This window comes from Streptomyces griseoloalbus (assembly GCA_014650015.1).
GTDB classification, from domain to species: domain Bacteria; phylum Actinomycetota; class Actinomycetes; order Streptomycetales; family Streptomycetaceae; genus Streptomyces; species Streptomyces griseoloalbus.
Genome location: BMUD01000035.1, coordinates 47,733 through 59,491 on the forward strand (window position 1 = coordinate 47,733; position 11,759 = coordinate 59,491).

General features: G+C 72.8%; 10 protein-coding genes and 1 pseudogene. 3 read left to right on the plus strand and 8 right to left on the minus strand.

Annotated elements, in window-relative coordinates; all coding sequences use genetic code 11:
- Nucleotides 1-189 precede the first annotated feature (189 nt).
- The 4 genes from infB to rimP all read right to left on the minus strand — a co-directional run bounded on the left by infB (nucleotide 190) and on the right by rimP (nucleotide 5,509).
- Nucleotides 190-3,270 (minus strand): translation initiation factor IF-2, encoded by a 3,081-nt coding sequence (gene infB / locus IE178_RS33250; RefSeq protein ID WP_193514832.1) that lies wholly within the window; start codon nucleotides 3,268-3,270, stop codon nucleotides 190-192.
- Nucleotides 3,271-3,455: 185 nt separating this feature from the next.
- On the minus strand, nucleotides 3,456-3,737 hold the full coding sequence (locus IE178_RS33255) for a YlxR family protein (protein ID WP_030216796.1): 282 nt from the start codon (nucleotides 3,735-3,737) through the stop codon (nucleotides 3,456-3,458).
- 177 nt (nucleotides 3,738-3,914) lie between these two features.
- Nucleotides 3,915-4,985, minus strand: coding sequence for a transcription termination factor NusA (gene nusA, locus IE178_RS33260; protein WP_193514833.1), 1,071 nt, complete (start codon nucleotides 4,983-4,985; stop codon nucleotides 3,915-3,917).
- A gap of 2 nt (nucleotides 4,986-4,987) precedes the next feature.
- Nucleotides 4,988-5,509: a ribosome maturation factor RimP gene (rimP, locus tag IE178_RS33265; RefSeq protein WP_184764197.1), complete on the minus strand. Its 522-nt coding sequence runs from the start codon at nucleotides 5,507-5,509 to the stop codon at nucleotides 4,988-4,990.
- A gap of 207 nt (nucleotides 5,510-5,716) precedes the next feature.
- Here rimP and IE178_RS33270 point away from each other — a divergent pair, with 207 nt between their 5' ends.
- Genes IE178_RS33270 through IE178_RS33280 form a run of 3 tightly spaced genes read left to right on the plus strand, consistent with a single transcriptional unit; the run spans nucleotide 5,717 to nucleotide 7,662 of the window.
- A complete protein-coding gene (locus IE178_RS33270) occupies nucleotides 5,717-6,244 on the plus strand; it encodes a hypothetical protein (protein WP_193514834.1) in 528 nt (175 codons plus the stop codon).
- Nucleotides 6,241-6,705 (plus strand): ferritin-like domain-containing protein, encoded by a 465-nt coding sequence (locus tag IE178_RS33275; protein WP_184764195.1) that lies wholly within the window; start codon nucleotides 6,241-6,243, stop codon nucleotides 6,703-6,705. Before IE178_RS33270 ends, IE178_RS33275 begins: the two co-directional genes overlap by 4 nt.
- A 51-nt stretch (nucleotides 6,706-6,756) precedes the next feature.
- Nucleotides 6,757-7,662 (plus strand): aminoglycoside phosphotransferase family protein, encoded by a 906-nt coding sequence (locus IE178_RS33280; protein ID WP_184764194.1) that lies wholly within the window; start codon nucleotides 6,757-6,759, stop codon nucleotides 7,660-7,662.
- 600 nt (nucleotides 7,663-8,262) lie between these two features.
- Here IE178_RS33280 and IE178_RS33285 read toward each other — a convergent pair.
- The 4 genes and pseudogenes from IE178_RS33285 to IE178_RS33300 all read right to left on the minus strand — a co-directional run.
- Nucleotides 8,263-9,963, minus strand: coding sequence for a proline--tRNA ligase (locus IE178_RS33285; protein WP_193514835.1), 1,701 nt, complete (start codon nucleotides 9,961-9,963; stop codon nucleotides 8,263-8,265).
- A gap of 72 nt (nucleotides 9,964-10,035) precedes the next feature.
- The gene (locus IE178_RS33290; RefSeq protein ID WP_184764192.1) at nucleotides 10,036-10,602 is read right to left on the minus strand and encodes a GNAT family N-acetyltransferase; all 567 of its coding nucleotides are present in this window, start codon (nucleotides 10,600-10,602) and stop codon (nucleotides 10,036-10,038) included.
- Between the two features lie 27 nt (nucleotides 10,603-10,629).
- A complete protein-coding gene (locus IE178_RS33295; RefSeq protein WP_193514836.1) occupies nucleotides 10,630-11,478 on the minus strand; it encodes a GNAT family N-acetyltransferase in 849 nt (282 codons plus the stop codon).
- Nucleotides 11,479-11,623: 145 nt separating this feature from the next.
- A pseudogene (locus IE178_RS33300) lies at nucleotides 11,624-11,759 on the minus strand (flavodoxin-dependent (E)-4-hydroxy-3-methylbut-2-enyl-diphosphate synthase); the annotation flags it as partial.

Below are 11,759 nucleotides of genomic sequence, written 5' to 3' on the forward strand. Positions count from 1 at the left end.
GCAACCGGTTCACCCGCCGGTCCGGGATCGATGGCCCCGCCATCCGTGGGCGGGGACATCAGAACCGTACAACGAAGGGGGCGGACCGATCGACGGATATTGCGCCCGGGGGACGGCGCCGCCGCCCCCCGCACACACGAGCCGGCCGGCGGGACCGCGGTCCCGCCGGCCGGCACACACCGTGGGGTGTTACACCCGCGGCTTCTCGCGCATCTCGTACGTCGCGATGACGTCGTCGACCTTGATGTCGTTGAAGTTTCCGAGGTTGATACCGCCCTCGAAGCCTTCGCGGATCTCGGTGACGTCGTCCTTGAAGCGACGCAGACCCTCGATGTTGAGGTTCTCCGCGACCACCTTGCCGTCGCGGATGAGGCGGGCCTTGGTGTTCCGCCTGACCTCGCCGGAGCGGATGAGCACACCCGCGATGTTGCCCAGCTTGGACGACTTGAAGACCTCGCGGATCTCCGCCGTACCGAGCTCGGCCTCCTCGTACTCCGGCTTGAGCATGCCCTTGAGGGCCGCCTCGATCTCCTCGATCGCCTGGTAGATGACCGAGTAGTACCGGACGTCCACGCCCTCGCGCTCGGCCATCTGCTGTGCCCGCCCGGCGGCGCGCACGTTGAAGCCGATCACGATGGCGTCCGAGCCCATCGCCAGGTCGATGTCGGACTCCGTGACCGCACCGACGCCGCGGTGCAGGACGCGGATGTCGACCTCTTCGCCGACGTCCAGCTGGAGCAGCGAGGACTCGAGGGCCTCGACCGAACCGGAAGCGTCACCCTTGATGATCAGGTTCAGCTGCTGGACCTCGCCGGCCTTGAGCACCTTGTCCAGGTCCTCGAGCGAGACGCGGCGCGTGCGCTTGGCGAACGCGGCGTTGCGCTCACGGGCGGCGCGCTTCTCGGCGATCTGACGGGCCGTACGGTCCTCGTCGACGACGATGAAGTTGTCGCCCGCACCCGGGACGTTGGTCAGGCCCAGGACCTGGACCGGCGTCGACGGGCCCGCCTCGGCGACGTTGTTGCCGTTGTCGTCGAGCATGGCGCGCACGCGGCCGTAGGCGTCGCCCACCACCATCGTGTCGCCGACCCGCAGCGTGCCTCGCTGGACGAGCACGGTCGCCACGGCACCGCGGCCGCGGTCGAGCCGGGACTCGATCGAGATGCCCTGCGCGTCCTGCGTGGGGTTGGCCCGCAGGTCGAGCGAGGCGTCGGCGGTGAGGATGACGGCCTCGAGGAGGCTGTCGATGTGCAGACCCTGCTTGGCGGAGATGTCGACGAACATGGTGTCGCCGCCGTACTCCTCGGCCACCAGGCCGTACTCGGTCAGCTGACCGCGCACCTTGGTCGGGTCCGCGCCCTCGACGTCGATCTTGTTGACCGCGACGACGATCGGGACGTCGGCCGCCTTGGCGTGGTTGAGCGCCTCGACCGTCTGCGGCATGACGCCGTCGTTGGCCGCGACGACCAGGATCGCGATGTCGGTCGACTTCGCACCACGGGCACGCATGGCGGTGAACGCCTCGTGACCCGGGGTGTCGATGAAGGTGATCTTGCGATCCTCTTCGTTGACCTCGGTCGTGACCTGGTAGGCACCGATGTGCTGGGTGATGCCGCCGGCCTCGCCCGCGATGACGTTCGTCTTGCGGATGGCGTCGAGCAGTCGGGTCTTACCGTGGTCGACGTGACCCATGACGGTGACGACCGGCGGGCGGACCACCAGGTCCTCCTCGTCGCCCTCGTCCTCGCCGAACTCCAGGTCGAAGGACTCGAGCAGCTCGCGGTCCTCCTCCTCCGGGCTGACGATCTGAACGGTGTAGTTCATCTCGCCCGCGAGGAGCTGGAGCGTCTCGTCGGAGACGGACTGGGTCGCGGTGACCATCTCGCCGAGGTTCATCATGACCGCGACGAGCGACGCCGGGTTGGCGTTGATCTTCTCCGCGAAGTCGGTGAGCGAGGCACCGCGCGACAGGCGAATGGCTTCGCCGTTGCCGCGAGGCAGCATCACACCGCCGACCGACGGGGCCTGCATGGCCTCGTACTCCTGGCGCCTCTGCCGCTTCGACTTGCGGCCACGACGCGCGGGACCGCCGGGACGGCCGAAGGCGCCCTGCGTGCCACCGCGGCCACCGGGACCGCCGGGACGGCCACCGAAGCCGGGACGGCCACCGCCGCCACCGAAGCCGCCACCGCCGCCGGGACGGCCGGCGAAGCCGCCGCCACCACCGGGACGACCGGCACCGCCACCGCCGCCCGGACGGCCGGCGAAACCGCCGCCGCCACCGGGACGACCGGCACCGCCGGCGGGACGACCCGGGCCACCCGGACCACGGCCGCCGGGGCCGGGACGCGGGCCGGCAGCGGGACGCTGCGGCATCATGCCGGGGTTCGGACGCGGGCCGCCGGGGCCGCCGCCGCCGGGACGGGGACCGCCCTGCGGACGCGGCATCGAGCCCGGGGTCGGGCGCTGCCCGCCCGGACCCTGCGGACGCGGACCGCCGCCGCCCTGGCCACCGGGGGCCTGCGGACGGGGACCTGCGCCGGGGGCACCGGGACCGCCGGGACGCGCGCCCTGCGGACGCGGCGCCTGCGGACGGGCCATACCGGTGGAGCCACCGGAGGTGAAGGGATTGTTACCGGGACGGGGACCGGCCGGGCGAGCACCCGGACGCGCGGCGCCGCCACCGGGACGCTGGCCCTGACCGGCCGGACGACCCTGGCCGCCGCCCTGACCCTGCCCCGGACCGGCGGGACGACCGCCGGGCTTGGGGGCGCCGGGACGCGAGGCGGGCTTGGGACCGGACGGAGCCGGGGCCGCCGCCGCGGGCGGGGCCTGGAACTCCGGGGCGGCCGGAGCCGGACGCGGCGCGGGGCGCGGGCCCGGCGTCGGACGCGGACCGGAGGCCGCCGGCGAGGGAGCCGACGGAGCCGTTGGAGCCGCCGGAGCCGTTGGAGCCGCCGGAGCCGCCGGCGGCTGGGCCGCGGCGGGCTTGGGTGCGGCCGGCGGCTTCGGAGCAGCCGGACGGGCCGCCTGCGCCGGAGAGGGCGCGGCGGGCCTGGGGGCGGCCTTCCGGGGCGCACCGGGCTTCGCGGCGGACTTGCCGTTGCCCCCGCCCTGCTGGAAGGCGTCAGTCAGCTTGCGTACTACGGGCGCTTCGATGGTCGAAGACGCCGAACGGACGAATTCACCGAGTTCCTGGAGCTTGGCCATGACGACCTTGCTCTCCACACCGAACTCCTTGGCGAGTTCGTAGACCCGGACCTTAGCCACTTCGCTCCTCTGAGGTCCGGGTTGCGTCCGGACCGTCGCTAGTTCATGGGCGTACTCATCGCGTACTCATCGAGTGCTCATCGCAATCTCGACCTGCTTTCGACTCGCGAGGTACCAGACCGCACGGGGGGTTCCGTACAGCATGTTCTTACGTGTTGCCTGTCCAGTCGGCGGTAAGCCGCTGCTCAGCAACCTTGTGCCTGCTCGACGTAGTGGCGCAACGCCTTTACGTCGAGCGGTCCCGGGACGCGGAGCGCCCGCGGGAACGCCCTGCGGCGCACTGCCTGGTCGAGACAGACCGGGACGGGGTGAACATACGCACCCCGGCCGGGCAGCGTACCGCGAGGATCCGGGACGCACGCGTCCTCGATCACCACGATCCGCAGCAGCTCGCTCTTGACCGCTCGCTCCCGGCACCCCACGCATGTGCGCTCGGGGCATACGCCAGCTCGTGTCCGGCCAGACACTCCTCAGTCTACCTCCCCGGAGCGACCTCACCCTTACGGGGCAAGAATCGAACACGTGCCGCGAGCAAAGCTGTCGTGATCTCAGCGCCCTGCGGCTTGGATCTATTCCCCGGCCTAGGGCCTGTCCGACCATTCGGGTCGTCGCCCGCGAAGCAGGCGGGAATCGTCAGACCGGCCCTAGTCCCTGGCCCGGTCCCTGGCCCGGTCCCCGGCCTGATCCCTCGCCCGGTCCCGTGCCTGATCCCTGGTCCGGTCCCCGGCCTGATCCCCGGTCTGTTCCGTGTCCGGCCGGATGTCGATCCGCCAGCCGGTCAGACGGGCGGCGAGACGGGCGTTCTGCCCCTCCTTGCCGATCGCCAGGGACAGCTGGTAGTCCGGCACGGTGACCCGGGCGGACCGGGCCGCCATGTCGACGATGTCCACCTTGGAGACCCGCGCCGGCGACAGCGCGTTGGCCACCATCTCGCCCGGGTCGTCGGACCAGTCGACGATGTCGATCTTCTCGCCGTTCAGCTCGCCCATGACGTTGCGCACCCGGCCGCCCATGGGGCCGATGCAGGCGCCCTTGGCGTTCAGACCGGACCGCATGGACCGCACGGCGATCTTCGTGCGGTGACCGGCCTCACGGGCGATCGCGGTGATCTCCACGGAGCCGTCGGCGATCTCCGGCACCTCCAGGGCGAACAGCTTCTTCACCAGGTTGGGGTGCGTGCGGGACAGGGTGACGGACGGACCGCGCACGCCCTTCGCCACCCGGACGACGTAGCTGCGCAGCCGCATGCCGTGCGGGTAGGTCTCGCCGGGCACCTGCTCCTGCACCGGCAGGATGGCCTCCAGCCTGCCGATGTCGACCAGTACGTTCTTCGGGTCGCGGCCCTGCTGGACCACGCCGGTGACGATGTCGCCCTCGCGGCCGGCGTACTCGCCGAGCGTCGCGTCGTCCTCGGCGTCGCGCAGGCGCTGCAGGATGACCTGCTTGGCCGTGGTGGCGGCGATACGGCCGAAGCCGGACGGGGTGTCGTCGAACTCGCGGGGCTCCTGGCCCTCCTCGAGGTCCTCGGGGTCCTCCTTCGCCCACACGGTCACGTGTCCGGTCTCCCGGTCGAGCTCCACGCGCGCGCGGCGACGGCTTCCCTCGGTGCGGTGGTAGGCGATGAGGAGGGCCGACTCGATCGCCTCGACCAGCAGGTCGAAGGAGATCTCCTTCTCCCGTACCAAGCCCCGCAGGGCGCTCATGTCAATGTCCACGGCTACGCCTCCTCTTCCTTCTTGTCGTTCTTCTTGTCGGACGCGTCGTCCTTGCGGTTGAACTCGACCTGGACGCGCGCCCTGGTGATGTCGTCGAAGGCGAGTCTGCGCGTGGTGGCCTTGCGGCCCTTCACACCCGGTACCTCGAGGTCGAGGCCTTCGTCGTCCGCCTCGATGATCCTGGCGACCAGTTCGCCGCCCTCGGCCAGCTGGAACCGCACCAGGCGGCCGGTGGCGCGCACGTAGTGGCGGTGCTCGGTGAGGAGGCGCTCCGCGCCCGGAGTCCCCACCTCGAGGGTGTACTCCCCGCTGCCCATCGCGTCTGTCTCGTCGAGCTTCGCCGAGAGCGCGCGGCTCACATCGGCGATCCGGTCCAGATCCGCACCGGTGTCGGAGTCGACGACGACGCGCAGCACACGCTTGCGACCGACCGAGTCCACGGCGATCTCCTCGAGATCGAGGCCCTCGGAGCTGACGAGCGGTTCCAGAAGTGTTCGAAGCCTCTCGCTCTGGGTGGTGCTCATCCGGGTGACTCCTCGGCCGCGTGTGCTGTTGTGGGATGGGGCGCGTGTCTGCTCAAAGGGTATCCGGTCGCGGAGGGTGTTGCCGTCCACCCGGTCACGGAGGGTGCCGATGACCGCTGTCGGGCGGGCGCCCGGGTACCGTGATCACGGGCCAGCGGCCCCTTCCCTTCGTCGCCCCGTTCGTACGAGCCCCCGAGGACGTCTGCCGTGCCGTTCCCCTCGTCTCCGCGCGCCCGTTCGGGGCTGCGCAGAAGGAGTCTGCTCGCCGTCGCTCCGGCGGCCTTGCTGGTGGCGGGTTGCTCCGCCGGGTCCGGGAGCTCCGGCGCCACCGGTGGCAGCCGCCCCTCGGCCGCCGACTGGGCACGCGCGCGTGCGGCCCGGGACAGCAGGGCGCTGGCCGAGCGGTACGACGCGGTCGTCGCCGCGCATCCGAAGCTGGCGGAGCGGCTGCGACCGCTGCGCGCGGAGGTCGTTCGGCACGCGCAGGCGTTCGGGGACACGGCGTCGGCGTCGCCGACCCCCTCCGGGCCGGTCCCGCCCTCGGCCTCCCCCTCGGCCGCCGTGCCCGCGAAGGAGAAGGAGGCCCTCGCCGAACTGGCCGCCGCCGAGCGGGAGATCGCGGACCGGCGTGCGAAGGCGCTGCTGGACGCGCCCGGTGAACTGGCCCGTCTGCTGGCCTCGGTGGCGGCGGCCGGCGCGGCGCATGTGTATCTGCTGACGGAGGCGGGCCGGTGAGCGAGGCGAAGGACCGGCAGTTGCGGGCCCTGCAGGCGGCCTTGGCGGCGGAGCACGCGGCGGTGTACGGCTACGGGGTCGTCGGCGGGCGGATCGGCAAGGACCGGCGCACCGAGGCACGGACGGCGTACGACGCGCACCGGGCGCGCAGGGACGCGTTGGTGCGCGCGGTCGAGGACGCGGGCGGCGAGCCCGTCGCCGCCGCCGCGGGATACGCCCTGCCGTTCCCGGTGCCGGACGACGCGGCAGCGGTCCGGCTGGCGGCGGAGCTGGAGGACCGGGTGGCCGGGGTGTACGCCGACCTGGTGCGGCACAGCGCGGGCGAGCGGCGCCGGGGGGCCGCCGAGGCGATGCGGGAGGCGGCGGTGCGGTCGGTGCGCTGGAAGGGCGAGAGCGTAGCCTTCCCTGGGCTCGCCGAGCGGGCCGGTACGGCTCCGGGGAAGCCGGCGCCGACGGCGTGACGTGACGGGGGCGGCAGGCACCGCGTACAGCAGGAAGGGAACGACTCGCGCATGGTTTTCGAACCGCCGCAGCGTCTGGTGAGGGCGCTCGGTGAGACGGCGCCCGAGGGTGACGACTGGCTGGCGGAGCTGCCGGAGGTGGCGCACGAGGCCGTCGCACAGCGCGAGTTGTCCGTGGAGCGGGTGCAGGTGCCCGGCGGGCGCAGCAGCCTGGTCGTGCTGGTCCGTAGGGCCGACGGCACGCCCGCCGTGCTGAAGCTGGCGCCGCGCCGGGCGCGCCCGGAGAGCGAGCGGGCCGCGCTGGCCCACTGGGGCGGCCGGGGGACGGTCGAGCTGCTGGAGCCGGCCTCCCCGGGAACCGAGGGCGTGCTGCTGCTGGAGCGGCTGCATCCGGACGTGTCGGTACGGTCGTTGCCGGAGGCGAAGGCGTTGCTGGAGGCCGCGGGGACGCTGCGCCGGCTCTGGGTGGATCCGCCGGAGGGGCACGGCTTCGAGACGGTGGCCGAGCGGACCGGGCGTCAGGCACGGGCGATGCGAGCGGGTGCGGCGGCCGACCCGGAGGTCGCTCCGCTGGTGGAGGCGGCGCTGGCCGCGCGCGAGGAGCTGTTGGCCGCGCCGCCGGAGCCCAAGCTGCTGCACGGCACGTTCCGGCAGAGCAAGGTGCTCGCCGGGGAGCGGATGCCGTGGCTGGCGGTGGGGCCGGATCCGGTGGTCGGCGAGTGCGCCTTCGACCTGGCCCGGCTGGTCCGCGACCGGGTGGAGGACCTCATCGCCCAGACCTCAGGCGCCGCGACGACCCGCCGCCGGGTGAAGCGCCTCGCGGAGTCCCTGGAGGTCGACCGGGAACGCCTGACCGGCTGGACCCTGTTCCGCTCGGTGGAGTCGGGCGTACGCGCCCGCCGTGTGGGCCGCGAACAGGACGCGGAACTCCTGCTGGAGTTCGCGGGCTGGCTCTGACGCCCGCGCCGCCCGGACTCGGGTGGCCGCCTCCGTGGTGGTGGCCGCGCAGCCCGTCGGAACCACCGCACAGACCCCTGCCGGCGGCCGCTCCCCCGCCGGAACCGGGCAGCGCCCGAACGCCGACGCCCGGTGCCGCGGCGATGGCGACGCGACCCGGGCCTTCCCCCGGACACCCACCACCGGCCCCGGCCCCCCCTACCGACACCAGACAGCCCCGGCACCCTCGTCCGTGCGGGCCCCACGCCCCGCGACCCGGGCGGGCGCACGCGTGAGTGCGGGCGCACGCGTGAGTGCGGGCGCACGCGTGAGTGCGGGCGCACGCGTGAGTGCGGGCGCACGCGTGAGTGCGGGCGCACGCGTGAGTGCGGGCGCACGCGTGAGTGCCGGGCGCGCGCGTGAGTGCTGGGCGCGAAAGCGGGCGCGCGCGTGAGTGCGGGCGCGCGCGGGCGTCGTTCCGGTGGTGCGGCAGCGTGCGCGCGCCGGCGAGGTCAGTGCGGGGTGCCGCAGGGCGTGCCGTCGGCCGGGGGCAGTGCGTGGTCCGGCCGCTGTGACGGGCCCGTGCGGCGCCGGGGCGCCGCACGGGTCCGGGGTGGGAGGTCAGGCCGTCAGGCGGGCGATCGCTTCCTCGACCGGCAGTTCCTCGCGCTCGCCGGTGCGGCGGTCCTTGAGCTCCACGACGCCCTCGGCCGCGCGGCGGCCGGCGACCAGGATGCGCGGGACGCCGATCAGTTCCGAGTCGGTGAACTTCACGCCCGGGGAGACGCCGGGGCGGTCGTCGACCAGGACGCGGACGCCGGCGGCGGACAGCTTCTCGGAGACGTCGAGGGCCAGCTCGGTCTGGAGGGCCTTGCCGGCGGCGACCACGTGCACGTCGGCCGGGGCGACCTCCTGGGGCCAGCACAGGCCCTTGTCGTCGGCGGTCTGCTCGGCCAGGGCCGCCACCGCGCGGGAGACGCCGATGCCGTAGGAGCCCATGGTGACGCGGACCGGCTTGCCGTTCTGGCCGAGGACGTCGAGCTTGAGGGCGTCGGCGTACTTGCGGCCCAGCTGGAAGATGTGGCCGATCTCGATGGCGCGGTCGAGCTTGAGACCGGTGCCGCACCGGGGGCACGGGTCGCCCTCCTGCACCACCACGACGTCCACGTACTCGTCGACCTCGAAGTCGCGCCCGGCGACGATGTTCCTGGCGTGTGTGTCGGCCTGGTTGGCGCCCGTGATCCAGGCGGTGCCCGGCGCGACGCGCGGGTCGGCGACGTACTTCACCTTGTCCAGGCCCTGCGGGCCGACGTAGCCGCGCACCAGGTCGGGGCGGGCGGCGAAGTCCGCCTCGGTGACCATCTCGACCGTGGCCGGGGCGAAGTGCGCCTCGACCTTGCCCATGTCGACCTCGCGGTCGCCGGGAACGCCCACGGCGACGATCTCGCCGTCGACCTTGACCAGCAGGTTCTTCAGCGTGGCCGAGGCCGGGACGCCGAGCTGGGCGGCGAGGGTCTCGATGGTCGGGGTGTCCGGGGTGGGGATGTCCTCGGCGGCCGGGACGCCGGAGGCGTCGACCGGCTTCAGCTGGTACGCGACCGCCTCGGTGTTCGCGGCGAAGTCGCAGTTCGGGCAGTCCGCGAAGGTGTCCTCGCCGGCCTCGGCGGGCGCGAGGAACTCCTCGGACTTGGAGCCGCCCATCGCGCCGGCGGTCGCGGCACAGATCCGGTAGTCGAGACCGAGGCGCTCGAAGATCCTCCGGTAGGCCTGGCGGTGCAGGGCGTAGGACCGGGCGAGACCCTCGTCCTCCAGGTCGAAGGAGTAGGAGTCCTTCATCAGGAACTCGCGGCCACGCAGGACGCCGGCCCGGGGGCGGGCCTCGTCGCGGTACTTGCTCTGGATCTGGTAGAGGATGACCGGCAGGTCCTTGTAGGAGGACGCCTGGTCCTTCACCATCAGGGTGAAGATCTCCTCATGGGTGGGGCCGAGGAGGTAGTCGCCGCCCTTGCGGTCCTGGAGGCGGAACAGCTCGGGGCCGTACTCGTCCCAGCGGCCGGTGGCCTCGTAGGGCTCACGCGGCAGCAGCGCGGGGAGCAGTACCTCCTGGGCGCCGATGGCGTCCATCTCCTCGCGGACGATGCGCTCGACGTTGCTGAGGACCTTCTTGCCGAGGGGCAGCCAGGTCCAGATGCCGGCGGCGGTGCGCCGCACGTAGCCGGCGCGGACGAGGAGCTTGTGGCTGAGGACCTCGGCGTCCGCCGGGTCGTCGCGCAGCGTCTTCGCCAACAACTGGGACATGCGCTGGACCGGTGCATTCGCCATGGTTCTCGTACTCCTGCTGCGTCTGGGTGATGACAGGAGGTTAGCCGGGCGGCCGGGGGCGGTGGAAATCGGTTATGCGCGAAGGAGTGGCAGCGGGGCGCCCATGACGGCGTAGGGCTTGGCGGCGCTGGGGAAATGGACCTGGCGGGCGAGGTCCCGGTAGCCGAGCGAGCGGTACAGGCGGCGGGCGGGACTCTCGATGTCGATCGCGGAGAGGATCGAGCGGGGCTGGTCGGCGCCGTCGGTGATGGTGGTGATCAGGGCGCGGCCGATGCCGTGCTTCTGGTGGCGGGGATGCACGTGCAGCTCGGTGATGACGAACGAGTCGTCGAGCCAGTCCTCGTGGCCCTGGGCGCGCAGGTAGGGCTCGACGACGGTGGACCACCAGTGGGCGCGGTCGTTGGGCATGCCGTAGACGAAGCCGACCAGCCGGCCCCGGGTGGTGGCGCCGAAGGCCCGGGCGCCCGGAAAGGTCATGTGGCGCAGCACGATCTGCCGGCGCACGGCCACCTCGTCGGGACCGAGCCCGAACGCCACCGCCTGGACCGCCAGCGCCTCGTCGACGTGGCCGGGGAGGTCGAGTGGGCCGATCACGATGTCGTCGGGCTGGTGACGGCCGTGACCCGGAAAGCGCAGCATGCCGGGGAGACTACAGGGGTTCCACGCTCAGAAGAGCACGCTCATGAAGGCGCCGACCTCCTGGAAGCCCACCTTCTCGTACGTTCTGCGGGCGGGGGTGTTGAAGTCGTTGACGTAGAGGCTCACCACGGGGGCGATCTCCGTCAGGGCGTAGCGCAGGACGGACGCCATGCCGGGGGCGGCGACGCCCTTGCCCCGGTGTTCGGGAGCCACCCAGACGCCCTGGATCTGGCAGGCGCGGCCGGTCGCGGCACCGATCTCGGCCTTGAAGACGACCTTGCCGTCGGCGTCGAAGCGGGCGAAGGAGCGGCCCGCGCCGACGAGTTCGGCGACCCGGGCCTGGTAGAGCAGGCCGCCGTCACCGGCCAGCGGGGAGACGCCGACCTCCTCGGTGAACATCGCCACACACGCCGGCATGACCCTCTCCAGCTCGCCCTTGCGGACGCGGCGCACATACGGGTCCGGGGCGACGGCGTCGGGCATGCGGTCGGTGACCATGAGGGGCTGGTGGGTGCGGACCTCTCGGGCCGGGCCCCACTGGGGTTCGAGCAGTCGCCAGAGTGCTCGGGTGGCATCGGCCGGGCCGACGATGGAGGAGCAGCGGCGGCCGGCGCGGCGGGCGCGGTCGGCGAAGGCGCGGACGGCCCTGGGGGTGGCGCAGATGGGCACCAGGTTGGCGCCGGCGTAGCACAGTGACGTGAGGACGCCTCCCTCGTACCAGCCCCACATCTCGCCGCCGAGCCGCCACGGGTCCAGGCCCGCGACCTGGACCCGGGCCGTCACGAAGGCGTTCGCGACCGGCTCGCGGTCGAGTACGGCGAGGGCGGCGTCCAGGTCGCTCGGTTCGAGGACCCGGGATGTGGTCTGCGTCAACAAAGTGCGGGGCCTCACACACTGGGGTCTGCTGTTTTCCGCACTGTACCCGCGGAAGCCGGGCAGCGCCGCCCTGCTTCGGCCCTCGACGGGCCTCGTCCTCGGCGCCGGACGGGCTGTCCGCCCGGCCGGCGCCGGCGGCAGTCCGTCAGCCCGCGACCGAGATCTCCGGCTCGCCCGAGGCCACGCCGTCCTTCTCCATCTGCTCGGCCAGCTTCATCGCTTCTTCGATCAGCGTCTCCACGATCTTGGACTCGGGGACGGTCTTGATGACCTCGCCCTTC